26 protein-coding genes and 1 tRNA gene are annotated in these 24,569 nt (G+C 69.4%); 7 read left to right on the top strand and 20 right to left on the bottom strand.

The window, feature by feature from the left end:
- From VGL85_RS18120 to VGL85_RS18090, 7 genes are all read right to left on the bottom strand, one after another.
- Positions 1-574 (bottom strand): TetR/AcrR family transcriptional regulator (locus VGL85_RS18120; protein ID WP_331590402.1); only part of this gene is annotated, 574 nt, incomplete at its 3' end.
- A 94-nt stretch (positions 575-668) separates the two neighbouring features.
- Positions 669-2,198: a sulfatase-like hydrolase/transferase gene (locus tag VGL85_RS18115; protein WP_331590401.1), complete on the bottom strand. Its 1,530-nt coding sequence runs from the start codon at positions 2,196-2,198 to the stop codon at positions 669-671.
- A gap of 11 nt (positions 2,199-2,209) precedes the next feature.
- Entirely contained in the window at positions 2,210-3,202 is a 993-nt protein-coding gene (locus VGL85_RS18110) for a formylglycine-generating enzyme family protein (protein WP_331590400.1), read from the bottom strand.
- Between the two features lie 57 nt (positions 3,203-3,259).
- On the bottom strand, positions 3,260-4,132 hold the full coding sequence (locus tag VGL85_RS18105; RefSeq protein WP_331590399.1) for a helix-turn-helix domain-containing protein: 873 nt from the start codon (positions 4,130-4,132) through the stop codon (positions 3,260-3,262).
- Positions 4,133-4,421: 289 nt separating this feature from the next.
- Positions 4,422-4,497, bottom strand: a tRNA-Ile gene (locus VGL85_RS18100).
- A 63-nt stretch (positions 4,498-4,560) separates the two neighbouring features.
- Positions 4,561-5,055 (bottom strand): hypothetical protein, encoded by a 495-nt coding sequence (locus VGL85_RS18095; protein WP_331590398.1) that lies wholly within the window; start codon positions 5,053-5,055, stop codon positions 4,561-4,563.
- Positions 5,056-5,111: 56 nt separating this feature from the next.
- Complete coding sequence (locus VGL85_RS18090) at positions 5,112-5,990, bottom strand: alpha/beta hydrolase (protein WP_331590397.1); 879 nt, start codon at positions 5,988-5,990, stop codon at positions 5,112-5,114.
- Between the two features lie 131 nt (positions 5,991-6,121).
- Between VGL85_RS18090 and VGL85_RS18085 the strand changes: the two genes are divergently transcribed.
- Positions 6,122-6,676, top strand: a complete 555-nt coding sequence (locus tag VGL85_RS18085; protein WP_331590396.1) for a YbhB/YbcL family Raf kinase inhibitor-like protein — start codon at positions 6,122-6,124, stop codon at positions 6,674-6,676.
- Between the two features lie 107 nt (positions 6,677-6,783).
- Positions 6,784-8,034 carry a serine hydrolase domain-containing protein gene (locus tag VGL85_RS18080; protein WP_331590395.1) on the top strand — a complete coding sequence of 417 codons (1,251 nt, stop codon included), beginning with the start codon at positions 6,784-6,786 and terminating at the stop codon, positions 8,032-8,034.
- Between the two features lie 4 nt (positions 8,035-8,038).
- Here the strand turns inward: VGL85_RS18080 and VGL85_RS18075 are convergent, their stop codons facing one another.
- Complete coding sequence (locus VGL85_RS18075) at positions 8,039-8,395, bottom strand: hypothetical protein (protein WP_331590394.1); 357 nt, start codon at positions 8,393-8,395, stop codon at positions 8,039-8,041.
- Positions 8,396-8,547: 152 nt separating this feature from the next.
- Here VGL85_RS18075 and VGL85_RS18070 point away from each other — a divergent pair, with 152 nt between their 5' ends.
- Positions 8,548-8,781, top strand: coding sequence for a flagellar basal body rod C-terminal domain-containing protein (locus tag VGL85_RS18070; RefSeq protein ID WP_331590393.1), 234 nt, complete (start codon positions 8,548-8,550; stop codon positions 8,779-8,781).
- 18 nt (positions 8,782-8,799) lie between these two features.
- Here the strand turns inward: VGL85_RS18070 and VGL85_RS18065 are convergent, their stop codons facing one another.
- The 4 genes from VGL85_RS18065 to VGL85_RS18050 form a co-directional block, all read right to left on the bottom strand.
- Entirely contained in the window at positions 8,800-9,642 is an 843-nt protein-coding gene (locus tag VGL85_RS18065) for a DUF6644 family protein (protein ID WP_331590392.1), read from the bottom strand.
- Positions 9,639-10,280, bottom strand: coding sequence for a DUF6644 family protein (locus VGL85_RS18060; RefSeq protein ID WP_331590391.1), 642 nt, complete (start codon positions 10,278-10,280; stop codon positions 9,639-9,641). The genes VGL85_RS18065 and VGL85_RS18060 overlap by 4 nt, the downstream gene beginning before the upstream one ends.
- Before the next feature lie 313 nt (positions 10,281-10,593).
- Complete coding sequence (locus VGL85_RS18055) at positions 10,594-11,046, bottom strand: DUF6152 family protein (protein WP_331590390.1); 453 nt, start codon at positions 11,044-11,046, stop codon at positions 10,594-10,596.
- A 91-nt stretch (positions 11,047-11,137) separates the two neighbouring features.
- The gene (locus VGL85_RS18050; protein WP_331590389.1) at positions 11,138-12,028 is read right to left on the bottom strand and encodes a hypothetical protein; all 891 of its coding nucleotides are present in this window, start codon (positions 12,026-12,028) and stop codon (positions 11,138-11,140) included.
- Between the two features lie 129 nt (positions 12,029-12,157).
- On the opposite strand from VGL85_RS18050, the gene VGL85_RS18045 reads away from it, so the two are divergent.
- Positions 12,158-12,778: a TIGR02466 family protein gene (locus tag VGL85_RS18045; protein WP_331590388.1), complete on the top strand. Its 621-nt coding sequence runs from the start codon at positions 12,158-12,160 to the stop codon at positions 12,776-12,778.
- Positions 12,779-12,782: 4 nt separating this feature from the next.
- Here the strand turns inward: VGL85_RS18045 and VGL85_RS18040 are convergent, their stop codons facing one another.
- The 5 genes from VGL85_RS18040 to VGL85_RS18020 form a co-directional block, all read right to left on the bottom strand.
- On the bottom strand, positions 12,783-13,070 hold the full coding sequence (locus tag VGL85_RS18040) for a type II toxin-antitoxin system RelE/ParE family toxin (protein ID WP_331590387.1): 288 nt from the start codon (positions 13,068-13,070) through the stop codon (positions 12,783-12,785).
- The gene (locus VGL85_RS18035; protein ID WP_331590386.1) at positions 13,067-13,321 is read right to left on the bottom strand and encodes a FitA-like ribbon-helix-helix domain-containing protein; all 255 of its coding nucleotides are present in this window, start codon (positions 13,319-13,321) and stop codon (positions 13,067-13,069) included. Before VGL85_RS18035 ends, VGL85_RS18040 begins: the two co-directional genes overlap by 4 nt.
- Positions 13,322-13,352: 31 nt before the next feature.
- Positions 13,353-15,293: an RNA polymerase sigma factor RpoD gene (gene rpoD / locus VGL85_RS18030; protein WP_331590385.1), complete on the bottom strand. Its 1,941-nt coding sequence runs from the start codon at positions 15,291-15,293 to the stop codon at positions 13,353-13,355.
- 557 nt (positions 15,294-15,850) lie between these two features.
- Positions 15,851-16,312 (bottom strand): hypothetical protein, encoded by a 462-nt coding sequence (locus tag VGL85_RS18025; protein ID WP_331590383.1) that lies wholly within the window; start codon positions 16,310-16,312, stop codon positions 15,851-15,853.
- Positions 16,296-17,144, bottom strand: coding sequence for a hypothetical protein (locus tag VGL85_RS18020; protein ID WP_331590382.1), 849 nt, complete (start codon positions 17,142-17,144; stop codon positions 16,296-16,298). Before VGL85_RS18020 ends, VGL85_RS18025 begins: the two co-directional genes overlap by 17 nt.
- 156 nt (positions 17,145-17,300) lie before the next feature.
- Between VGL85_RS18020 and VGL85_RS18015 the strand changes: the two genes are divergently transcribed.
- The 3 genes from VGL85_RS18015 to VGL85_RS18005 all read left to right on the top strand — a co-directional run bounded on the left by VGL85_RS18015 (position 17,301) and on the right by VGL85_RS18005 (position 19,055).
- On the top strand, positions 17,301-17,495 hold the full coding sequence (locus VGL85_RS18015) for a hypothetical protein (RefSeq protein WP_331590381.1): 195 nt from the start codon (positions 17,301-17,303) through the stop codon (positions 17,493-17,495).
- A 36-nt stretch (positions 17,496-17,531) separates the two neighbouring features.
- Positions 17,532-18,284: a sterol desaturase family protein gene (locus VGL85_RS18010; protein WP_331590380.1), complete on the top strand. Its 753-nt coding sequence runs from the start codon at positions 17,532-17,534 to the stop codon at positions 18,282-18,284.
- A 96-nt stretch (positions 18,285-18,380) separates the two neighbouring features.
- Entirely contained in the window at positions 18,381-19,055 is a 675-nt protein-coding gene (locus VGL85_RS18005) for a response regulator transcription factor (protein ID WP_331590379.1), read from the top strand.
- On the opposite strand, the gene VGL85_RS18000 is transcribed toward VGL85_RS18005, so the two are convergent.
- The 3 genes from VGL85_RS18000 to dnaG all read right to left on the bottom strand — a co-directional run.
- Positions 18,994-20,784, bottom strand: coding sequence for a hybrid sensor histidine kinase/response regulator (locus tag VGL85_RS18000; protein WP_331590378.1), 1,791 nt, complete (start codon positions 20,782-20,784; stop codon positions 18,994-18,996). The two genes, VGL85_RS18005 and VGL85_RS18000, sit on opposite strands and share 62 nt — an antisense overlap.
- Positions 20,781-22,643, bottom strand: coding sequence for a hybrid sensor histidine kinase/response regulator (locus tag VGL85_RS17995; RefSeq protein WP_331590377.1), 1,863 nt, complete (start codon positions 22,641-22,643; stop codon positions 20,781-20,783). Before VGL85_RS17995 ends, VGL85_RS18000 begins: the two co-directional genes overlap by 4 nt.
- Positions 22,644-22,824: 181 nt before the next feature.
- Positions 22,825-24,569 (bottom strand): DNA primase (gene dnaG, locus VGL85_RS17990; protein ID WP_331590376.1); only part of this gene is annotated, 1,745 nt, incomplete at its 5' end.

Genomic DNA, 24,569 nt, shown 5'->3' with positions numbered 1-24,569 from the left:
CGTCGGCGGACGACAGCCGCCCGCCCGGCCGGCGCCAGCGGTTGGTCCACATGACCATGCCGGTGATCGAGAAGGCGGCGACCGTGGTGTCCACCCCCTCGGTCAGGCGGCCCTGCGCCTTCAACTCGTCCAAGGCGCCGCGGGTCAGCTCGAAGACCTGGCGCAACCGCGCATTGACCTCGGCCCGTTTCTGGTCGCTCAGCCCCACCAGGTTCTCGACCACCGAAGTGACCGGATTGCCCACGTCGGATTCCACGCGGCTGATGTTTTCCACATGCAGGCGGATCAGGGTGGCCAGCCGCTCCCGCGGATCCTTCACCGCCCGGGCCGGCTCCAGCACCTCGCGCTCCATGCGCCCAACGCCGGCGTCGACGATCAGGAAGAGCAATTCCTCCTTGCTGTCCACGAAGTGGTAGAGCCCGGCCTTGGTGAGGCCCACGGCGTCGGCGATGTCCTGCATGGACGTGCCGTCGTAGCCCTTCTCGACGAACAGGCGCGAGGCCTCGACCCGGATCTGGACCATCCGCGCCGCCCCGCGTTGCGCGCGCGGCCCCTGCTCCGCCGACCTCGCCATCCCGCCCCCAGTTCCGATCACGATTCCCGAACGGTCGTTTGACGGGGCAGGATGGATAGCTCCTCCGCTTGACGCAAGGTCGGCCGCCCGCCGGTCAGATCGGCACCACGAACGGCGTGCCGCAGACGTTGTACTTCACCGCCGGCCGCGAGGGCCATTTCGGGTCGGTCATGTCCTTGGCCCACTGGTGGATCAGGCCCTCCAGCTCCTTGACCTTCTCCGGGTGCTTGTCGGCGAGATTGGTGCTCTCGTTCAGGTCGGTCTTCAGGTTGAACAGCAGCTTGTACTCGCCGTAGACGCCGGTCTTGTCGTCGACCGATTCCCACAGCTTCCAGTCGCCCTTGCGGATCGAGACCAGGGGTCGCCTGCGCCAGACCAGCATGTCGTGCGGCTCACCCGTCCTGCGCCCGGTGATGAAGGGCATGATGTCGACGCCGTCGTAGACCCGGTCGGTGGGCAGCTTGCCGCCGGCCACCGCCACCGAGGTCGGCAGCACGTCCATCAGCGAGACCACGTTGCGGTAGACCAGGCCCGGCTGGATATGGCCCGGCCAGCGCATCATGAACGGCACCCGCGTGCCGCCCTCGTAGTGGCTGAGCTTGCCGCCGCGCAGCGGCTCGCAGCTGCACAGGCCCGGCACATAGGCCGCGCAGCCGTTGTCCGAGGCGAAGACGACGATGGTGTTGTCGGCCTGGCCGGACGCCTGCACCGCGTCGAGGATCTGGCCCACCGCGTCGTCCAGGGACGCGACCATGGCGGCGTAGATCCGCTGCTGCTCGTTTTTGATCTGCGGGAAGCGGTCGTAGTACTTCTGAGTGACCATGAAGGGCTCATGCACGGCGTTGAACGCCGCGTAGAGGAAGTAGGGCTTGCCGCTGGCCGAGGCGCGCTTGATGTAGTCGACGTCGCGGGCGGCGAAATAGTCGGTGAGGTACTGGTCCTCGTTGTGGACCACCTTCTTCTCCGGCCCCTCATAGATCTGGGCGAGCTGGTTGCGGCGGAAGACGGCCTCGGCCTTCTGGCCGGCCGGAGCGTCGGCGTTGCCGTCGCCGCCCGGCAGGATCTTGTGCAGCCCCAGGGCGTCGGGGTCCATGTAGCTGGTCTGGCCGGGCAGGAAGCCCACGAACTCGTCGTAGCCGCGGTTGGTCGGATAGAACTTGTCCTGCATGCCCAGGTGCCACTTGCCGACCAGGCCTGTGTGGTAGCCCTGCTTCTTGAGCAGCTGGGCGAGCGTGATCTCGTTGGTGTCGACGCCGTAGCCGTCCTTCAGGTCACGGGCGGCCGGGCCGTTGTTGTACTCGAAGCCGAACCGCTCCTGATAGCGGCCGGTCTGCAGGCCGGCGCGCGAGGGGCCGCACACCGGGGCCGACGCGTAGCCGTCGGTGAAGCGCACGCCCTGCATGCCGATCCGGTCGATGTTGGGCGTGTGGAAACGGTCGATCTTGTAGGCCGAAATGTCGGCATAGCCGAGGTCGTCGGCCAGGATCATGATGATATTGGGCGGCCGCTTCGCCGGCTGGGCGAAGGCGCGGGCCTGCGGCAGCGCCAGGCCGGCCAGGCAGACCCCGGCCGTCGCCAGGACGCCTGCGAAAAGGCCCGTGAACCAAAGCTTTGAGCGTCGCATCGGCGTCTCCTTCAAATCTTGTCGGCGCGTGGGAGGGTCCGTCGGCCGGCGCGCGGCGAGACGTCCTTCAGGTCCGCCACGCAGCGGAAGCCCACGTGCATGAGCGAGGTGTCAGGGGTGGAATGGCCGCGCGCGGTGACCCGGAAGCCGTCGCAGAAGCTGGGGTCGCAGAGGAACGAGCCGCCGCGCTGCACGCGCTCGCCGCCGCCCGCCGGCTCCCTGTCGGGCGCGCCATAGGGCACGTACCAGGAGGCGGTCCATTCCCAGACATTGCCGGCCATGTCGGTGAGGCCCGATGGCGCGGCGCCGAAGGCCCCGACCGGCGAGGTCGAGGTGTAGCCGTCCGCCCCAGTGTCCTCGAACGGGAACAGGCCCTGCCAGACATTGGCCTGGAAATGGTCGCCCTTGCGGATCGGATCGCCCGCCTTGAACACATGGCCGTCAGCGGTCTGGCCGAGGCGCGCGGCGCGCTCCCATTCCTCTTCGGTCGGCAGGCGCGCGCCATAGGCGCGGCAGAAGGCCTCGGCGTCGCGCCAGCTCACCTGGGTGACCGGATGATTTTCCAGGGCGGCGGGCCCGGTCGGTCCCGTCGGCCGCCGCCAGGTGGCGCCCTTCAGGGCGGTCCAACCGCCATCGGCCTTGTTGAGCACGCCCGCCGAGCCGAACCGCTCGGCGTCGGTGACATAGCGGGTCTCGGCGACGAAGGCGCGGAATTGGGCGACGGTGACCGGGGTGCGGTCCATCAGGAAGGCGGGCGAGCGGTAACGGAAGGCCGGCCGTTCGTCCGGCGGCGCGGCGTCGTCGCCAATCTGCACCTCGCCCGCCGGGATCAGCACCAGGTCGGCGTTGCGAGCGTGACTGGCGCTGGGCGCGCCCGCGGCCGCGGACGGCGCGGCCGACAGCCGCCCGGAGACGCCGCCGATCGCCGCGGCGGCCAGCAGCAGGCCCGCCGGTCCGCCCCACCGGGCGAGCAGTTTGCGAACAGCCTGGGCTCGATCCGTCATGCCGTCGTTCCAGGGCCGTGGCGGGCTGAGCCGGCGGCCGTTTCAAGGATCGCGACCCTAGTGAGCGCCCTCCGGGACGGCAGGGGATTCTCCGCCAATTCCACCCCGTGAAACGCCGCCTTCGGAACCGCCTCCCGGCGGTCTCCCGGCCGGCCAAACCCGAGCCAAACCCTCGCTGATCTCGCCAGCCAGCTCGCGGACCGCCGGCAGATAGCGTTGCGTCGCCTGTTCGCAGGTCATGGCGGAGCGGTAGTAGAAGAAGGCCAGGGCCCCCACCGGGCCGTCGTCCCCGGCCACGCAGTCCATCACCGGCACCGCAAAGCTGCGGGTGGAGTCGGACCGCGGTCGCTCGGTGGTGGCGAAGCCGTCGGCGCGCACCTGCGACACCAGGAGGGCCAAGGTCTGGGGATTGCGCTCCACCGGCAGGACGTCGGCGGCGGCCAGGCGGACCCGGAGTATCGCCTCGCGATGCGCGTCCGGGCAGTAGGCGAAATAGGCGCGCCCCACCGCGCTCTGCAGCATGGGCACGCGGCGGTTCAGAAAATTGCGCTCGCGCGAGAAGGGGCTGATGTGGCGCGTCGAGAAGCGCACCAGCATATGGTCCGTCTCGCCGGTCGCCAGCGACACCTGCCATTTGTGCCGCCGCGTAAAGGCCTCCATCAGCGGCCGGGCGACGTCGACCACGGCGTCACGGTGGCGCACCCCGGAGGCCAGGCGCAGCACCGCTTCGGTGAGCGCATAGCCCTCGCTGCGCGAGACGCGCACCACATAGCCGGCGTCGATCAGGGTCTCCAGCAGGCGGACCAGCGAGGGCTTGGGCAGGCCGGTATCGGCATGCAGGGCCGCCAGCGTGGTGACGTGATTCTGGTTCAGCGCCTCGATCACCGCCAGGCCGCGGCCCAGGGCGCGGATCGGGCTTTCCCAGTTCATGCGCGCCTCAAGGCCGCGGCCGCTGGCGCAAGGCCCGAGGGTCGTGGAGTCGGCGTCATTTCCTCGATCGCCGCTGGGCGCCGGGCCTATCGGCCTGACTTCGACCTGCCTGAGGAGTCGTTCTGACGCCACGACGCTGACCCTCGCCCATCCGTCCGACAGCCGGCTCGGATTTCAACTTACCGGCCGGTCAGTAATATCTATGTCTTGCTTCGGAGCCGGCGGCAAGATCGGGCGAAAGAGGGGCAAGGCGGCATGACGGCGCAGGTGGCGGCGCGGGAAGCCTCGCTGGTGGGCCCGGCAGGACTCGAACCTGCAACCAGACCGTTATGAGCGGCCGGCTCTAACCATTGAGCTACAGGCCCCAGCAGCGATGCGGTCCCGCGGTAGCATGCGGCGCACAGGCGTTCAAAGCAGCGGGTTGGCGGCTAGAGGCCGGCGTCCTTGAAGGCGCGGGCCAGGCGGTCGGCCATCATCCGGCCGGGAAAGGCGCGGTCGCCCTCCATCATCGCCGCATAGACCAGGCCCTTGCCGGGGATCGGGCCCGCGGCCCAGCCCACGCCGCGCGAGGCGTCCTGGGTCGAGCTGCAGGACAGCGTGCGTGTCTGGCCATCCTTCAGGGCGGCCTTCAGCAGGTCGTCGGGCGTCTGGGTCGCCGGGCCCTTCGCGCCGGCGGCGGTGCAGGCCGGCAGTTCGCGGTCGCAGGCGATGTGGGTGTTGTAGCGATAGACCAGCTTGCCGCTGGCCTGCTCGGCGATCAGCAGGCAGGTGGCCGGGTCGCCGATGGCGCGCGAGACCGCCGCGTCCAACGTGTCCTTGTCCACGCCCTTGGGCGCGTCCGGCGAACAGGCGGAAAGGCCGAGCGCGATTGCGGCGAGCGAGGCCCATGCGGTCAGGCCCTGGGCCGGGAGACGTACGGTCATGCTGTCGGAATACCCGGGACGCCCGCCGGGTTCAACGCGGGCCGGCGCGGTCGCGCTCAGCCGGCGTGAGCGTGCAGGAAGTCGGTCATCTCGCGCAGCACCGGGGCGCGGCCGCGCAGGGCGCGCGACAGCGCCAGCACCATCCCCACATGGTCCAGCTCCGGGTAGTGGCGCTCCTCCACCTCCACGCCGGCGGCGCGGTACCTGGCGGCCAGCTTGATGGTGTTCTTGGGATAGACCGTGGTGTCCTTGTCGCCGGTGGCCAGGAAGGCGGGCGGCGCCTGGGCGGTCACATAGGCCGTGGGCTGGGTGCCCGCCAAGTCCTTCGCCTCACCGAAGGTGCGCATGGCGATCGGATCGGTGAGCGGCAGGAAGTCGTAGGGTCCGGAAAGGCCGGCCAGCGCCTTGATGTGCGAGGGGTCGGCGTCGGCTGCGATGAGGTAGCGCCGGTCGAGCGCGATCATGGCGGCGTTGTAGGCGCCGGCCGAATGGCCGACGAGCACGATGCGCGCCGGGTCGGCCCCATATTCGGCCGCATGCCGCTCGGCCCAGCGCACCGCCAGCGCCCCGTCCGTCAGGAAGTCGGGGTAGCGGGTCTGGGGATAGAGGCCGTAGTCGGGGACCAGCGTCAGGAATCCGCGCGCCGCCAGGGCCTGGCCCACCCAGTTGTAGTCCTGCCGCCGGCCGGTGTCCCAGGAGCCGCCATAGAAGAAGATCGCCACCGGCAGGGCGGCCTGGCCGGGCCGGCGGCGCGGCGCATAGACGTCGAGGCTCTGGCGCGGCCCGGCGCCGTAGGCCAGCCCGCGGGCGCTGCGCAGGGCCGGGTCCTTCGGGGCCAGGGTCGCGAACAGGCTCAGCGGCGAGCAGGCGGCGGTGAGCGAGGCCGCGATCGCGGTCAGGCTGAGGCGGCGCGTGGTCTTGGCAAGCTCGCTCATCGGTCCCCTGTATCCCGTCCCAGGCTGGCGTCTTTCGCTAGATCGGCGGCGGCCCGGCCGCAACCATCCCCGTCCCGGCTGGTTGTACGGGCGAACCCCTTCAGCAGACGCCTTTCAGCGGAGGACGCCCCATGACTGAAACGCCACACCCCGATCATTCGGGCCAGGCCATCACCATCCAGAAAGTGGACCCGATCCTGTCCACCGGGGTCGTCGTCTCCACCACCGCCCAGCTTCCGGACGGGCGGCTGGAGGATCGTCACGCGGCCTATCACGACAACATCTCCCCGCCCCTGCGCTGGACCGCCGTGCCCGACGCCAAGGCCTGGGCGGTGGTGGTGGAAGACCCCGACGCGCCGCAGGAAGCGCCCTTCGTCCACTGGATGATCTGGAACATCCCCGGCCCGGCGCGCGGCCTGCCGGAAGGCGTCGCCAATACGCCCGGGCTCGCCACGCCGCACGGCGCGGTGCAGGGCCGCAACGGCCAGCACGGCTTCGGCTATTTCGGCCCGCTCCCGCCGGCTGGGCACGGCCTGCACCACTACTACTTCCAGGTCTTCGCCCTGGACGAGGCGATCGACATGGGGCCGGAGACGCCGCTGCATGACCTGCTGAACGCGCTGAAGGCCCGCACGCTGGCCAGTGGTGAGTTGGTGGCCACCTACGAGGCGCCGACCCGCCAATAGCTGTCCCGCCCTCTCCGGCCGCGGCGGCGCTTGACGGGCCGCCCGCCGCCCTGCGCAATGGCCCACCTGAACGCCGATCAGCGGCGCGGTTGGGCAGGAGCGGACGGATGGACGGCGATCAGGTGAACTCGGACGTCCTGGCGGCAGGCCTGGCTGAGATTCCGTCGGCCTTGCAGGCGGTGGTCGACGCCGGCGACCTGTCCGGCTTCGTGACCCTGATCTGGCGCAAGGGCGAGATCGTCCGCGCCCACGCCATCGGCCGCCGCGACATCGAAGCCGGCTTGCCGATGACGCGCGACACCCTGTTCCGCATCGCCTCGATGACCAAGCCGGTGACCTCGGTCGCGGCCCTGATGCTGATGGAGGAAGGCAAGCTCCGGCTCAACGATCCGATCACCAAGTGGCTGCCCGAGTTCTCGGACATGCGGGTGCTGAAGGACGCCGAGGGTCCCACCGACCAGACCTATCCCGCGCCGCGCGACATCACGGTCGAAGACCTGATGACCCATCGTTCGGGCCTGGCCTACGCCTTCACCTCGACCGGCCCGATCGCCCAGCTCTACGAGGACACCCTGGGACCGCCGCTGGGCGGCGTGATGACGCCGGACGATTGGCTGAAGCGGATCGGCTCGCTGCCGCTCTCCTATCCGCCGGGCGAACGGTTCCACTACAGTCATGCGACCGAGGTGCTGGGCTACCTGGTGGCGCGCATCGAGGGCAAGCCGCTGGGCCAGGTGCTGCAGGACCGCATCTTCGGGCCCCTGGGCATGACCGACACCGCCTTCTGGTGTCCGCCGGACAAGCGCGGCCGGATGGCCAAGCTCTACCGGCAGGATCCGGAAAGCGGCGCGCTGCAGGACGTCTCCTACCCGCTCACCGACGCCCCGCTGGCGCTGGAGCCGGGCGGCGGCGGGCTGATCTCCACCGCCGACGACTACCTGACCTTCGCGCGCATGCTGCTGGGCAAGGGCGAGGTCGACGGGGTGCGCCTGCTGAAACCGCAGACGGTCGAGATGATGCTGGAAAACCGGCTCACCGAGGCCCAGCGGCAGATCCCGTTCATGGGGCTGCCCTTCTGGATGGGCCAGGGCTTCGGTCTGGGCCTCTCGATGATCCTCGATCCCCAAGCCCAGGCCTGGGCCGGGCCGAGCTCCAAGGGATCGTTCAGCTGGCCGGGCGCCTTCGGGACCTGGTGGCGGGCCGACCCGGCCGAGGACATGGTCGCGATCTACCTGATCCAGAACTCCATGCCGCTGGGCCCGGACGCCGCGGCCCAGATCGCGGCCAGCCCGCGCATGGGCGGCCGGCTCGCCCTGATGACTTTCCTGAACCTGGTGTACGGCGCGCTCGGCCGCTAGCCGCCTAGTTCCGCGTCGTCGGGTTCACGCACATCGACTTGCCCTGCCAGGTCGCGCCCTCGAGGCTGCCGTGGCTGATGGCCTTCAGGCGAGCCTGTTCGTAGGCCGCACTCTCGGAGGGTGGGGTTTCGCCGGCCGCACAGGTCGGCGCCTTCACCATCTGAGCCGCGCCGGGGCAGGTGCAGACTTCGTCCTGCGCCGCCAGCCGGCTGCCACCGCCGTAGCCGTGGCAGGTCGCCGGACGCTGCTGACCGCCGCTTGCGAGGCAGATCGTCTGGGTCTTCGGCGCATCGGCCGCTTGCGCTGCGAGCGCCGCCGCAAGGCTCACGGCGCCGGCGGCGAGGAGGATTGAAAGCTTCATGACAGACTCCGTTCTGTCCCCAGTTTCGCTATTCCGCCGCCGATCTTCCCACAACGTCAACCGGTGCGGCGCTGGTTAATCGCGCCAGGGCTAACGGCGGTTCACCAAGAAACCTTCCGATCCCTTAACATCCGGCGGCGCAGGCTCGCGTCATGGACCCGATTTCCACCGCCCGCTACGGCATGATGACGGCGACGGCGCAGCTGACCAGCTCGGCCAGCCGCATCGCGTCGGCCGGCGGCGACGCCCTGGGCGATGTGGACTACGCCGCCGAGGCGGTGAACATGGTCGAGGCCCAGCAGTCGTTCAAAGCCAACGTCGACGTGATCAAGGTCGCCGACTCCATGTGGCAGTCGCTGCTGAACCTGCAGGCCGTCGCGCCGTAAGACGCAGCGGCCCGGGCGCTACTGGTAGGCGATCCAGCGTCCGGCCGCAGCGCCCAGCACCCACACCAGGATCCCCGCATAGGCCATCAGCCTGGCCAGCGGCCCGCCCGCGTCGCGGCGTCCCCGGAACAGGGTGATCAGCGCGGTCCCCACGACCCAGACGCCGTAGAGCCAAGTGTAGACCTTGTTGACCGGGTTCAGATGGTCGTAGTCGTCCGGCTTGAGAATGAAGTGGGTGTGGACGAACTGGGCCACGATCAGCGCGGTCAAACCGATGAGATAGCCCCAGCGCACCTTGCCACGCGTCACCGCGACCAGGATCAGCGCGGCCGCCGTGATCACGTGATAGACGCCCACGTCGATCAGGTCCGACGTCGTGAAGATCCACAGCCCGGCCAGGAAGATCACCCCCCCGATCGCGAACCATATCCTGGGCAGGAGCGCGACGGCCCCGTTGGCCGCCGCCACCGGACGGCTCACGCCGTAGGTGAGGGTTACGCCGGCCACCAGGCACATCATCTTCACCAGGAAGGCGCTTGAGTTGTAGAGCTTCGCCCCGTTGGCCGAGCCGATCAGCAGGCCGGTGACCACGATCCCGATCACGCCGACGTTCTGCCAGAGCCTGAGGTTTCGGTAGATCACCTCGGGCTTCTCTTCGGTCACGCCGGCGCCCAGCAAGCGCAGGTTCATCAGGATCGCCGTGCCGCCGATCAGGATCAGCGACAGGATGTGGCCGACTTCCCAGGAAGCGTAGCCGAACTTCGGGCCGTTGACGAAGACCGCGACCGGCGAGGTCGCCAGGCCGTCCACCCAGTGCGAGGCCTGGGGGAAGAGGTGTTGAAAGGTCAGGCCCCCGCTCATTGTTGCGCCCCCGCGACCGTCGTCTTGACGTGTTGCCCGGCCATATTCACTTCACCATCGTCGGAGGTCTTGCACTCCTCGAGCCAGTTGATCGCGTCGGGCTGCGGCTTGCCGCATTGGTACCAGTTGTAGGGGATGAAGCGGCCGGTGAGGATCACGAGGGTCCACAGGATCAGCGACGCAGCGGCCGACATCCGCGCCGTCGTGGGCGGCGTCTCGTCGGCGTCCCAGGACCCTTGGGTCGCCTGCACCCGGCCGTGGAAGACCATGATGTTGAGCAGGGCCAGCGCCAGGAACACCATTTTCACTCGGAACCAGATGGTGTGGTAGTAGAAGATCGGCTTGGAGAAGAGCAGTCCGAAGCCGGTCGCCATCACGAAAATGAAGCTGAAGACGGTGAGCGGCAGAATGGCGTCGCTGATCACCGACACCTTGGTCTTGCGGAAGGTCACGCCCAGCAGCCGCAGGTCCACCACCAGGATGGTGCCCGCGAACAGCATCAGCGAGATCAGGTGCGTGCCTTCCAGCAGGTTCCAGAAGTTCAGCGACCCCAGCAGGGCCTCGCTCCAGGACTGGGCGGTGTCCTCGTGACCCTTGCCCAGGCCGTGCTGCAGCCAGTTCAAGAAGGCGGCGATCATCGGCGCCGCTCCTGCTCTCCGGTCATCCCGTTCCCCAAACTCCCCCGCGCCCTTCAATGTCGGCGGACGCCCATTCCTCTTCGGCGCAATCACACCGCCGTTCGCCGGCAATCAAGCAGCGTACGGTTCCAGCGCCGTTACGCATCCGTTACAGGCCAGAATTCTAAGCCTTTTCATAGCGAATAAGCCATCGGACCGGCGCGCCGTCCTCCGGGGCGCAGGGTCCGGTAACCCCTCGGGGGCCTGTTCCAGCCCGCGCGGACAAAAAAAGAGGGGCGAAGCCGCCCCTCTTCTCGTCTTGCCTTGTCGCCGACTACGGCATCTCGCTCTTGTCGGCGCCGTCGCGGGGCGCGCCCGTGCCGGACGAGCCCATGAACAGCTTGCGGCCGTCCGGGAAGGTCACGTCGCGGCCGTTGGCCTTGCAGATCGGGGTGCAGGCCTTGTCCTTCGACTGGTAGCCGCGGACCACGATCTCAGTCCCCGCCTTCAGCGAGTTCCGGTCGATGCCGGCGCGCAGCAGGGTGTTGGGCGTGCCGCCTTCCACCATCCACTCGACCTGGGCGTAGTCCGGGTTGGTGTTGATCAGGTGCACCCAGGCGTGCGGGTTCACCCACTCGACCTTGGTCACCTTGCCGCGGAGCAGCACCGGCGCCTTGCCGTCAAATTCGGCGGCGAACGCGTGGTGGGCGACCGCTTGGGTCACGCCGATCGAGGCGGCGGCCAGCAGGCCCACGGAAATCACTGCAGGAACAATGTACTTCTTCATCTTCGGCGTCTCCAACGGAGGGTCCTGATCTCTAATCCGCCATCCCTGCGCCCGCTTTGCGGCGTCACAGGGGCGACGGGGCGGGGCTCGACTACGGCAGCGGGTTCTTCCGCAGATGACCGTACATCAATTCTTCGACGAATTCGACGCACTTGAACTGTTGCAGGCGATCGTCGGGCGCGACGTGTTTATAAAGGTTCATGCTCATCTTCCACGGGCGGGTGAAGACCTCCGGATCGGTGATCTCCGCTTCGTAGCGCATCACGCCCGGGCCGGTCGGCGTATAGCGCTCGACGACCTTCATGTCGGCGGTGTGCCAGTTGCCGGCGCGGTCGAACCAGGTCGAGTCGACCATGCCGGTGACCGTGACCACCAGGGTGTCGCCCTCCCATTTGGCGACCGATTGGCCCATCCAGCTGTCGATCGGCGCGGGGCCGGGATCCTTGAACATGATGTTGCGCACCGCGCCGGCGTATTCGTAGGCGAACAGCATGGCGCTCTCAGACTGGAAGATCTGGAACGGCAGCGACATGTAGTTGGCGCGCGGCACGCCCGGCAGGTAGCACTTGATCTCCGGATCGCGATGGATCCAGTCGGCCTTGTTCTCGTCGCGCTTCTTCAGCGCGTCGGGCTTGTAGGGGATCGTGCCGCCTTCCACCACGCCGAGGCCCGCGGGGACGGAGCCCACCGCGCCCAGCGCCAGGACTTCCTTGGCCGGCACCGGCACCACCGGGCCCGGGCGCATCTGCAACGCCGCCGAAGACGCGTGGGGCTCGATGTTCCAGTTGGCGGTGTTCATCACCTGCCAGACGCCGTTCAGGTCGGGATGCTTGCCGTCCGGCCCGCGCGGCGCGCGATAGGCCCCGGCCCTCGCCCCCGCCTTGGCCGCCGCCGGCTTGGCTTTCGCCGGAGCCGCCTGGGCCATGGCCTGGCCGCCAACCAACGCACCAGCCAACGCCAGCGCCATCATCGTCCTGATCATTAGTTCGCTCCCCAATTCCCCGTCCCCGAGCCGACGGAGTCATATTTCTCAAATTTCTAACGGACGTTTGGGCGAAGCGCCAGACGTCCAAGCTTTGACAATCCTAATGGGTCCGATTAGCCGCAGACCATGACGGTCCGCCATCTGTTCGCGACTCCGGTTTTCGACGTGTCGCTTACCACGCACCAGAGTTTCGAAAATTTCAGAGCCGAATTGGAAGCCGCTTGCCGCATGCTGGCGCAGGAGGACGCGGCCGGGCGCGCCTGGTGCAAGGCCAATGGCTATGGGGGGTACACCTCCTATGCCTCGCTGGACGACCTGCCCAGGCGGGCCAGCGTGTTCGGCGAGCTGAAGACGATCCTCGACCGCCACGCCAAGGCCTTCGCCAAAGAGCTCGCCTTCGACCTGAAGGGCGGCCGCCTGGCGCTCGACAGCTTCTGGGTCAATATCCTGAAGCCCGGCGCGGCCCATTCCGGGCACATCCACCCCCACAGCGTGATCTCCGGCACGGCCTACGTCACCGTCCCCAAGGGCGCGAGCGCGCTCAGGCTGGAGGACCCGCGCCTGTCGTTGATGATGGCCGCCCCGCCCCGCGCCGCCGATGCGCCGGAGGAAACCCGGCCCTTCGTCTATCTGCGGCCGCAGCCGGGCGCGGTCTACATGTGGGAGAGCTGGCTGCGGCACGAGGTCCCCGCCAACCCGGCCAAGGCCGACCGCATCTCGATCAGCTTCAACTACGCCTGGAAGTGAGCGCCTAACGCGTCTCGAGAACGTGGAATATGTGCGCGACGAAGACGGCGTCAGGATCGACTCGATATTGGATCGCGTAGCCGTATCGTCCGAACTTCACCTTCAATTCGCGAATCCCCGCCACCGGATCGACCTCGTAGCCGCGCTCGGATAACTCACTGAGTGACAGCAGCGCCTGCTCCAAAGTGGACCGCGCTCTGGCAGGGGCGTTTTCATCCCGCTCGGCCAGGAATTCGATGAGGCGTTCGAGGTCGCCACGCGCGGCGGGCGATAGGCGGACCGCCCGCCTCAACCCCGCTTCGCCGTGTGAGCCTGCAGTTTGCGATCGAAATGCGCCATCGCCTCTTCGACCGTGAGGTATTCGCCGGTTTGGTCATACTCGAGAAGGCGAACCCGAGAGAGTCCGACGCCCTCGTGGTCGAGGTCGTCCGCAATGATTTCCAGCACGTAGGCTTCGACCGAGACACCGGCATGGTCGGCCGCGGCCCTGAGCCGTTCCGCCGTCTCATCGTCGAGCTTCAGGGTCAGTTCGCCGTCGGCCATGCGCCGATGCTCCGTCCGACGGCGACAGCCGTCAACTGTCCAGGAAGCTGCGCAGCTTGCGCGAGCGGCTGGGGTGCTTGAGCTTGCGCAGCGCCTTGGCCTCGATCTGGCGGATACGTTCGCGGGTCACGCTGAACTGCTGGCCGACTTCCTCGAGGGTGTGGTCGGTGTTCATGCCGATGCCGAAGCGCATGCGCAGCACGCGTTCTTCACGCGGCGTCAGCGACGCCAGGACGCGCGTCGTCGTTTCGCGCAGGTTCGACTGGATGGCCGCGTCGATCGGCAGGACCGCGTTCTTGTCCTCGATGAAGTCGCCCAGATGGCTGTCTTCCTCGTCGCCGATGGGGGTCTCGAGGCTGATCGGCTCCTTGGCGATCTTCAGGACCTTGCGGACCTTCTCCAGCGGCATGGCCAGCTTTTCGGCCAGTTCTTCCGGCGTCGGCTCGCGGCCGATCTCGTGCAGCATCTGGCGGCTGGTGCGGACGATCTTGTTGATCGTCTCGATCATGTGCACCGGGATGCGGATGGTTCTGGCCTGGTCGGCGATCGAGCGCGTGATCGCCTGGCGGATCCACCAGGTGGCGTAGGTCGAGAACTTGTAGCCGCGGCGATATTCGAACTTATCGACCGCCTTCATCAGGCCGATGTTGCCTTCCTGGATCAGGTCCAGGAACTGCAGGCCGCGGTTGGTGTATTTCTTGGCGATGGAGATCACCAGGCGCAGGTTCGCCTCGACCATCTCCTTCTTGGCCTGACGGGCCTCGCGCTCGCCCTTCTGCACGGTCTGGACGATGCGGCGATAGTCGTCGATCGGCACGCCGGTCTCTTGCGCGAGCGCGGCGATCTCGGAGCGGATGTCGCCGATCTGGCCGTTGTCGTTCTCGGCGAACTTGGTCCAGCGCACGCCCAGCGCCTTCACCTGGTCGGTCCAGTCGGGGCGCAGCTCGGAGCCGAAGTAGGCCTTGAGGAACTCGCCGCGGCTGATGCCGTAGCTGTCGGCCAGGCGCAGCAGGCGCCCTTCCAGGCCCATCAGGCGCTTGTTGATCGCATAGAGCTGCTCGACCAGCGCTTCGATGCGGTTGTTGTTGAGCTTGAGCGTCTTCAGGTGCTGGACGATGGCGCCGGTGGCGCCGGCGTAGGCCTCGCGGTCCTTGTCCGACAGGTCGGCGCCCTTCAGGCGCTGGGCGACCAGCTTCTCCTGCAGCAGGCGGAAGGCCTCGAATTCGACGGCGATGGCGTCGAGGGTGGCCATGACGCCTTCGCGCAGCTCGGCCTCCATGGCGCTGATCGTGGGGCCGGCGCCGTCGTCGAAGTCGTCGTCGCTCTCGCCTTCGGGCTGGCCCTCGACGGCCTCGGCCTCTTCCTTCTCTTCCTCGGCCTCGGCCACCGCCTCGACCGGCAGGCTCTCGGCGCCGGCGTTCTGGCCGCCGTAGGTCTGCTCGAGGTCGATCACCTCGCGCAGCAGGATGCGGCCGCTGCCCAGTTCCTCACGCCAGACCATGATGGCTTCGAAGGTCAGCGCGCTTTCGCACAGGCCGCGGATCATGGTGTCGCGGCCGGCCTCGATGCGCTTGGCGATGGCGATCTCGCCCTCGCGGCTGAGGAGCTCCACCGAGCCCATTTCGCGCAGGTACATGCGCACCGGGTCGTCGGTGCGGTCGTAGGCGGCTTCCTTGGCGGTCTCGACGACCGCGCTTTCCTCGCGAACGACGACCTCGCCGCCGGCCTCGGCGTCCTCTTCGGCCTCGACGACGTTGACGCCCATCTCGCTCAGCATCGCCAGCGTGTCTTCGATGGCCTCGGAGGTGACTTCCTCCGACGGCAGGACCTTGTTCAGCTCGTCCATGGTGACGTAGCCGCGGGCCTTGGCCTGCTTGATGAACTTCTTGACCGCGGCGTCCGTCAGATCGAGCAGCGGACCGTCGCCGCTGGTGGTTTCCGGCGTTTCGGCTTCGGCGGTGGTGGTGCTCATCGAGGTCTCCGAAATCGGCGCCGCGCCCCTTGCAAGATTCGCGCAAGGCACGGGCCGAAAATGGTTTTCGCCGGTCGGATAACGGCTGAGCGCGGCCCAGGGGACCGTCCAACCGACCGAATCGTTCGTTCTGCTAACGCCCTGCAGTGCGCCGCGCTTCGTTTCCAGGCGCTGAACGAGGCTCGCCACAGGTCATCGACCGCGGAGGTTTCCCCTCACGGCCGCTGTGGCGTCGTCCGGCGCCGCCGGCAAGACAGCCAGCGGAGAGGCGCGACCACTGGGATCACCGCGCATCGAGGGAGGCATCTTGATCTCTGACGAGGGGCGCGCCCGATAAACGCGGCGGCCCGATCGATGCCTGTCAACAGCGCGCTAAATCCGCAAGGGGCCAGATGGCGTCGAAGGCGGCTTGTGTCAAGCCAGGGCGCGGACACGGTGGCGCGATGACGTTCATCCGGAAGAGTACGGATGATTAAATGACTGATTCTGAATGGATATTTTGTCGCAGCCGTTTCGCTCGTTTTTGCCGCCGCCGGCCGCGCGAGGGGCCCTGAGACTCAGTCCAGGTCGCGCCACGGCAGGTCGGGGAGATGCGGGCAGTCGGCGGCGACCAACACCACATAGCCGGGCTCAACCCCGCCCTTGAACGGCTCGGCGATCCGATAGGCGATGACGTCGAGCGCCAGCGCCACGGCCGGCCGCCGCTCGGTGATCCTGCCGTGATAGACGTAGGCCACCCGGCCGCGGCGGTGGGCGTAGCCGAACGCAGCCATGTCGAGCGACCCGCGGCGACCGGACGGGAAGGCCGCCAGCCGGCATCCTTCGCGGCTGAAGCGCCAGCCGTCGCTCACCGGCTCGACCGGACCGGCGTGGGCCACCAGGAAGCGGCGCAGCGCCTCGCCGCGGGAAACCGGCGCCTGGACGTCGCGCCCGGGCGGCGCGGCCAGGGCGATCTTCAGCCCCAGGCTCGCGCCCAGAAGCGCCACGGCGGCCAGGACGAGGCTAGTCGAAGATCTCATGGCGCGCGCTCGCGACCGCCCAGGTCAGGCCCGTGAGCGTGATGATGGCGTTGAACAGCTCCGCGCCGGCCCCGTCGTGCACGAAGTGGAACATCGCGATGTTCTGCGCCATCAGCGCCAGCCGCACGATGTTGAGGGCGACGATGGAGAAGAACACGCCGACGAGGACGAGGGCCTCGGACGGCCGCGGAACCGGCCGGAAGCCGCGGAGCACCGCGACATAGAGCATCAGCCCCGTCGAGGCGTTCTGCACCGACGTGCAGCCGCCCTGGACCGACAGGGTGTGGGTGCGGTCGACGAACAGGACGCCGTTGCCGCGCACCGGCCGGTCGATGATGAAGCTCACCAGGTGGGCGTCGATGTTGGCGATCGGCTGGACGAAGACCAGCATCAGGATCCGCGTCCAGACCAGCTGGACGCTGGCGGCGAGCACGATCCAGGCCGCCGCCTTGAGGAACCGGCCCTGGGTCGGGTCCAGCAGAATTGCCGCCGCCAGGCCCGTGCAGGCGAGCGCCGCCAGCGGGCTGAGCGGGACCAGCGCGGCCAGGGCGCAGGCGGCGCAGACCGCAAGGTCCCGGGACCTGGCCGGGGTCGGCGCTTCGCGCAGGGCGAGGCGGACGCTCACCGCAAAGGCCAGCCAGAACGCCCAGCTCATCCCCAGGCCGCGGATCAGCGCCCCGAGGCCGCCCGACAGGCCGACCGCCTCGATCGCCCTGGCGGCGGTGGCGTTGGCCAGCAGCAGCACGATGGTCGCCGCGAACAGGCCCGGCCGCGTCAGGCCCAGGACGCCGGGCGATGCGGAAGGCGGTTCGAGAGCGCCGGTGGCAGCCATCGTCAGACCCTACATGAGTTCCGCGAAATCTGGCCAACCGCCCCGCCTGTCCGACCGCCGCCCGGCGGGCGCCGATTCTCGCTGGGCGCGAACTGCGTTGTTCCGGCCGGGGCTCCGTGCCAGAAAGCACGGTTAACTCAATGGGAGGACTGTCCAATGAAAGCGAAATATGTCCTGGCGCTGACGGCTGGGGCCGCTGGCCTGGCCTGCGCTTCCGCCGCCCTCGCCGGCGCCCCTTCGGTCGCCGGTCCTGCGCCGCTGCTTGGCGCTGGCGTCTCCGGCCTGGTCGTGCTGGTCGCCGCGGGCGGCGGCTATGTCGCCATGCGCCTGCGTCGCCGCGACAAGGATTGATCCCGAACCCTAGACGACCTTAAGGCGGAGACCATGTTGACGTGGGGTCTCCTGCTTGCCGCCGTCTGTCTGGAGGCGCTGGTCGACTGGCGCTTCCGGCGACGGCTGTACGAATGGCGTGACACCGAACGCAGCCTGGGCCTCGCGGCCGGCTGGGCGGTCGGTAGCGTGGCCGACGGCCTGCTCGCCATGGCGGCCATCAACTTCGCCTATGGCCATCGCCTGCTGGACCTCGGCGCCGGCCCCTGGGCCCCGGTGCTGGCGATCCTGCTGGCCGACGCCATGTACTACGCCTGGCACCGGCTGAGCCATCACGCGCCCTGGCTCTGGGCCAGCCACTTCCCGCATCACACCGCCAAGCGCATCAACATGCTGTCCTCGGTCCGCCAGGGCTGGACCGATGTCCTGTCAGGCTCGTGGCTGACCTGGATCGGCCTGGGCTTCCTAGGCTTCACCCCGCTCCAGGCGGCGCCCTATTTCACCCTGCTGTTCCTCGTCCAACTGGCCGCCCACAACGAATGGACCCCCAGGCTGGGCCCGCTGGAATGGCTGTTCGTCACGCCTTCCAACCACCGGGTGCACCATTCGCTGGCGGCCCATCACGTCAACCGGAACTATGGCGGCGTCCTGGTCATCTGGGACCGCCTGTTCGGCAGCTATGCGTCCGAAGGCCCAGCCATCCTGCACAGCTTCGGCCTGGAGGGCTTCGACGCCGATACCGCCTCACCTGTGCAGATCGCCTTCCACGAGTGGCGCCGCATGCTGCCCCGGCGCGAACCGGCCGCCTGAGGCTTCCTCACCGGACGCGGCCCGCCGAGATCCGTTCGGACGCCGGCCGCTGGAAGCGTTAGTGCAACGTCCAGAAAGTCGGGGCATGCTCAAGCCATGAAGATGCTGATCGTCGACGACCACGCGGTGATGCGTCAGGGGCTGGCGGCCCTGCTGGTCGACAGCGGCGTGGCGCGCGAAGTGCTGCACGCCGGCAGCCAGGCCGAGGCGCTTTCGGTGCTGGCGGCGAACCCGGACACCGACACGGTGCTGCTCGACCTGCGGCTGCCGGACAGCGACGGGCTGGGCGCGGTCACCGCGTTGTCCGGCGTCGCGCCCACCACCCCGATCATCATCGTCTCGGCCTCGGAGGACCCGCTGGACGTGCGCCGGGCCATGGACATGGGCGCGCTGGGCTATGTGCCGAAGTCGGCGAGCCCGGAGACCGTGATCTCGGCGGTGCGCCTGGTGCTGTCGGGCTCGATCTATGTGCCGCCGCTGGTGCTGGACGAGAGCTCTCCGGCTCAGGGTCCCGCCAGGCGCGCCAAGCTGCTCACGCCCCGGCAGATCGAGATCCTGGCGGCCATCGCCGGCGGCGGTTCCAACCGCGACATCGGGACCCTGTTCGGCCTGTCGGAGAAGACGGTGAAGGCGCACATCAGCGCCATCTTCCGCACCCTGGGCGTGGCCAGCCGCACCCAGGCGGTCAGCGCCGCCCAGGCTGCGGGGATCAGGCCTCGATCGGTCCCGTCTTCGGCTTCGACGCCGGCGCCGGACGCAGAAGACTGGTGACCGCCGCGCGCAGCCGCCCGTGCGACAGGGGCTTGTGCAGCAAGGGATAGCCGCTCGCCAGGGCCTCGCGGATGTTCTCCGCGGCGGTGTCGCCGGTGATCAGCAGCGCCGGCGTCGGGCGGCCGAAGGCGGCGTGCAGGCGGCGGATGGCGTCGACCCCGCTCTCGCCGTCGCGCAGGCGATAGTCGCAGATCACCAGGTCCGGCGGCGGCCGGCCGGCCATGATCGCGCAGGCCTCCTCGGCGCCGCCCGCCACGACCACCTCGTGGCCCCAGCTCCTCAGCAGTTCGGCCATGCCGACGCGGATCTGCGCCTCGTCGTCGACGGCCAGGATCAGGCCGCCCGCCGTCGCGGCGGGCGCGGCCGGCGGCGGCGCGGCTTCGGCCTCGCCCGCCTCACGCCGGTCGGCGGCGACCCGGAACACCGAGCCCCGGCCCGGCCAGCTATCCAGGCTGAGCGCGTGGCCCAGGATGGCGGTCAGCCGGCGCACGATGGCCAGACCGAGGCCGAGGCCCTTGGCGCGGTCGCGGTCGGGGTTGGCGAGCTGGTAGAACTCCTCGAACACCGCCTCGCGCTGGTCCGGCGCGATGCCCGGCCCGGTGTCCCAGACCTCGATGACGACGGATAGGTCGCGGCGGCGGCAGCCCACCAGCACCCGGCCGGTCTGGGTATAGCGCACGGCGTTGCCGATCAGGTTGCGCAGGATGCGCTCCAGGTGGACCGGGTCGCTGGCCGCCGCCAGGCCGGAGCGCACCTGGACGAGACGAAGGCCCTTGTCCTGCGTCGGCCCTTCCAGCTCGCGGCAGATGCGGGCGATCAGCGGGTCCAGCGGCACGGTGACCTCGCGGCTCTCCACCACGCCGGCGTCCAGGCGCGAGATGTCCAGCAGGGAGGTGAACAGGCTGTCCAGCGCGCCGACGGAGGTGTCGATATGGTCGATCAGCGCCACCGAGCGGTCCGGCAGCCGATGGGTGCGCAGGGCGCCCACCAGCATGCCCAGCGCGTGCACCGGCTGGCGCAGGTCGTGGCTGGCCGAAGCCAGGAAGCGGGACTTGGCGACGCTGGCCAGTTCGGCCACCAGCTTCTGGCCGCGCAGGTCTTCGGCGAGCGCGGCGTTCTCGAACTGCAGGGTGAGGGTGCGCACCATGCTGGCTTCGTGGCGCCGGGCCAGCACGATCACCGCTGGCGTCCAGATCAGGCAAAGCCCGGCGAACACCCAATGCGGCGCGTCGCCCTGCAGGGCGCCCCAGACGCCGCAGGGGACCAGCGCGCCCAGGGTGAAGACGCAGAAGGCCGGGAACCAGGAGCCGAACGAGGCCTGGGTCGCATAGACCACCGAGGTGATGGTCAGGATCACCAGCATCTGCAGGTCGAAGCGGCCGGCTGGCATGATCGCCACCCCGCCGACGCCCAGGGTGACCCCGGCCACCAGGGCGCCCGCGGTGAAGCGGTCGGCCCACGCCCGCCAGCGCGCGTCCTTGGTGGAGGACCGCTGATAGGCGGCGCGCATGACGAACCGGGCGCTGATGTGGCCGGCCATCGCTCCGACCCAGACCAACGCGATCCAGACCTTGAGCACGCCCAGTTCGACGAACAGCCCGCACAGGGCGGCGCTGGCGGCCAGGGTCGCCAGCATGGGGAAGCCGTGGGCATAGAGCTGGCGCACCTGTTGGGCGCGCACGGCGTCGCCAAGCGACGGCGGCTGGGGAGCGGCGTCCAGCGCGGTCATTCCGCCACCACGCCCTGGCCGGCGCTGCGGCCCCGCCGCAGGCTCTTGGCCTTGCCGGCCGCGCCGGTCGCGATGGCCGCCACCTCGGCCGAGGCCGACGGCAGGGCCGCGCCCTGGCGCAGGAGCGCGGTGACGGCGGCGCGCAGGCGGCCGTGGGCCAGCGGCTTGTGCAGCAGGGGATAGCCGCTGGCGAGCGCGCCGCGGATGTTCTGCGGGCCGGTCTCGCCGGTGAGCAGCAGCGTCGGCGTCTGGGCGCCCAGCACCGCATGCAGCCGGCGCACGACGTCGATGCCGTTCTCGCCGTCGCGCAGGCGATAGTCGCAGATGATCAGCTTCGGCCGGCCGCCGGCCAGGGCGTCGATCGCCTCCTGGCCGCCGGCGGCGGTGACCACCTCATAGCCCCAGCTGGTCAGCAGTTCGGCCATGGCGACGCGGATCTGCGCCTCGTCGTCGATAGCCAGGATGAGGTCGGAATCCCCCCGCTCGCGGATCGGGACCTCGGCCGTCGCCGTTTCCGGCTCGGCGCGCTCGGCCGTGACCCGGAACACCGAGCCCCGGCCCGGCCAGCTGTCGAGGCCGAGCCCGTGGCCCAGGATGCCGGTCAGACGCTTGACGATGGCCAGGCCCAGGCCCAGGCCCTTGGCGCGGTCGCGGTCCGGATTGGCGAGCTGGTAGAACTCCTCGAAGATCGCCTCGCGCTGGTCTTCCGGGATGCCGGGGCCGGTGTCCCAGACCTCGACGATCACCCGGTCGCGATGGCGGCGCGCGCCCACCAGGATGCGCCCGGTCTCGGTGTGCTTCACCGCGTTGCCGATCAGATTGCGCAGGATGCGCTCCAAGAGGATCGGGTCGCTGACCACCGCCGTGGTCGTCGGCACCCGGTCGATCCAGATCCCCTTCTCCCTGGCGGCGCCGGCCAGGTCGCGGCAGATGCGGGCGATCAGCGGCTCCAGAGGCGTGCGCTCGATGCGCTTTTCCACCACCCCGGCGTCGAGTTTGGAGATGTCGAGCAGGGAGGTGAACAGCCCGTCCATGGCCGCGACCGAGGCGTCGATGTGGTCGATCAGCAACCCGGCGCGGGTCGGAAGCTTCTGGTTGCGAAGCGCGCCCACGAACATGCCCAGCGCGTGCACCGGCTGGCGCAGGTCGTGGCTGGCGGCGGCCAGGAAGCGGGACTTGGCCAGGCTGGTCTGTTCGGCCACCTGCTTCTGGGCGCGCAGGTCATCGGCGAGCGCCGCGTTCTCGAAGCGCAGGTGCAGGGATTCAACCAGGTTCCGATTGTAGCGCCAGCCCAGGACGCCGACGCTGGGCAGCCAGAGCAGGAACATCACCGCGCAGGTGACGTGCAGCACGTCGCCCTGCAGGAGGAACAGGATGATGATCGGGACCGACGGCAGGATGAAGGTGGCGAACGCCGGCAGGTAGGGTCCGGCGGACCCCACGAAGCCGTAGGTGCCGGCGACCATCATCACGATCACCAGCATCTGCAGGTCGAAGCGGCCCGGCGCGAGCAGCCAGGGCATGCCAAGCGCCCAGGTCAGGCCACCGATCGCCGCGCCGACCACATAGAAGTTGGCCCAGGGCTTCCAGTCGGCCACGCCTGGTTTCGCGCGGCGATAGGCGAAGCTCAGGACCAGCCGCGCGACCGTGTGGGACGCCACCGCCGACAGCCAGATGGCCGCCGGCAGGACGTCCAAGGTCTTCTGCCAGATCAGCAGCCCGGCCAGGATGATACTCAGCACCAGCACCGAGATCAGCGAAGTGGCTTCGTGGGCGTAGAGCAGGCGCACCTGTTGGCTGCGCACCGCGTCGATCAGCGACGGCGACGCCCCGGCCCCACGGCTCCCGATGGAGGTCATCCCTGACGTCACAGCCCCAACCCGCCGTTGATCCTCGCGCAAAGGCCCCGTCCCGGCTACGCCCGGGATCATTTACAGTGTCAGCGATAGTTTACGCCTCCGCGCGGGGCGGGCCTATCGGACTAAAGTCCTAAGACCATGGGTGTGCGGCGCAGCTTGGCCGCGGCGGGTCGCCGCAGCCTCAGTGCGGCAGGACCGGTTGGGCCTCGGCTTCGGGGTGGGACCAGTCGCTCTTGACCAGCTTGCGCAGGTGGTCGCGCTCGGTCTTCAGGCTGACCAGGGTCGAGGCGTCGCGGTCGCGGTCGAGATCGCGGGTGGCGGCTTCGACGGCGCGCTCCAGGCTTTCCAGCTGCATGAGCAGGTCGAAGGCCTGCCGCCACAGGTCGCGGGCGCGCTCGCCAGTCTCCTCCAGGAAGGGCGCCGCGACCCCGGCGCGGGCGGCGTCGCGTTCCAGGTCGCTCATCATCTGGGGAGAGAAACCGCGGGCCTGCAGGTGACGCTGGGCCACCTCGAACTCCACCGTCTCGGTCTCGTAGCGCAGGCGAACCAGCTCCTGGGCCAGGGCGTCGAGCTTCTCGTCGCCGAAGCCGCGGGCGCCGACCAGTTCGATCTTGTCGTCGATCACCCCGGGGTCGCGGACCGCCGCGAGCGCCAGGGCCGCGGCCAGGTTCCCCGGCGATTGGCGCAGCCGGCGGCTGGCGTCCTTGGCTTCCGGCGTGGCGCCGACCGCCTGGGCGCGGCGCTTGTCCCAGCGGGCGCGCGACATCTCCCGCGCCGCCGCGCCCACCGTGTAGACCGGCTCGCGGGTCGGCCAGAGCTGCTCGAAGCGGCCCAGCAGGTCTTCCTTGTAGGCCTGGGCGAGGTCGGGGTCGGCGATGGTGGCGGCGAGCTTGCGCAGGCGGGTCTTGAGCGCGGTCTTGCGTTCCGGCGTGTCCAGCGGCTCGGCGTCCCGCTCGCGGATGAACAGCGCCTCGGCGAAGCGCGTGGTCCGGGCGAGCTGGGCCTTCAGCGCCGGCGCGCCCTGTTCGCGCAGCACCTCGTCGGGGTCCTTGCCGCCCTCGACGATGGCGAACTGGAAGCTGCGGCCAGCGCGCAGCAGCGGCAGCGCGCGGTCCATGGTGCGCGCGGCGGCCTGGCGGCCGGCCCGGTCGCCGTCGAAGCAGAGGGTGGGCTCGGCGTGGTGGCGCCACAGCATCTCCATCTGTTCCTCGCCGAGCGCCGTGCCCATGGCGGCCACCGCCGGGACGTTCGCCCGCTGGCAGGCGATGACGTCCATGTAGCCCTCGACCACCACCAGGGGCGGCGGCGGTTCGCCGGCCACAGGCGGCGGGGCCGCGGCGATGATCTTGCGCGCTTCAGACAGGCCGTAGAGCTGGTGGCCCTTGTGGAAGACGGATGTCTCCGGCCCGTTCAGGTACTTGGCGCGAGCCTGGGGATCCATCGCCCGGCCGCCGAACGAGACGATGCGCCCGCGCGGGTCGCCGATCGGGAAGATGATCCGGTCGCGGAAGCGGTCGTAGGGCGCCCCGCCCTCCTCCGGCGCGATCAGCAGGCCCGCTTCGACCAGCTCCCCCGGCCTGGCGCCCTTGGCGACCAGATAGTCCTTCAGCGCCGTGCGGCCGGACGGCGAGAAGCCCAGGCGGAAACGCTTCCACTCCGCCTCCGGCAGGCCGCGCTTCTCCAGATAGGCGCGGGCCTCGCGGCCGGCGGGGCGGCGCAGCTCGCCCTCGAACCATTGGGCGGCGAGCTCCAGCCATTCGGCAAGGCCCTGGCGGACCTTTTCCTGCTCGGCGGCGCGCGGGTCGACGGCCGGCAGCGGCACGCCCGCCTCGGCCGCCAGCCGCTCGACCGCCTCGACGAACGACAGCCGCTCGGTCTCCTGCAGGAAGGAGATCAGGTCGCCGGACTTGCCCGACGAGAAGTCGA

The organism is Phenylobacterium sp. (assembly GCF_036501465.1).
Classification (GTDB): domain Bacteria; phylum Pseudomonadota; class Alphaproteobacteria; order Caulobacterales; family Caulobacteraceae; genus Phenylobacterium.
Note: the sequence above shows the minus strand (reverse complement) of the source record. Positions and strands in the feature narration are given on the sequence as shown.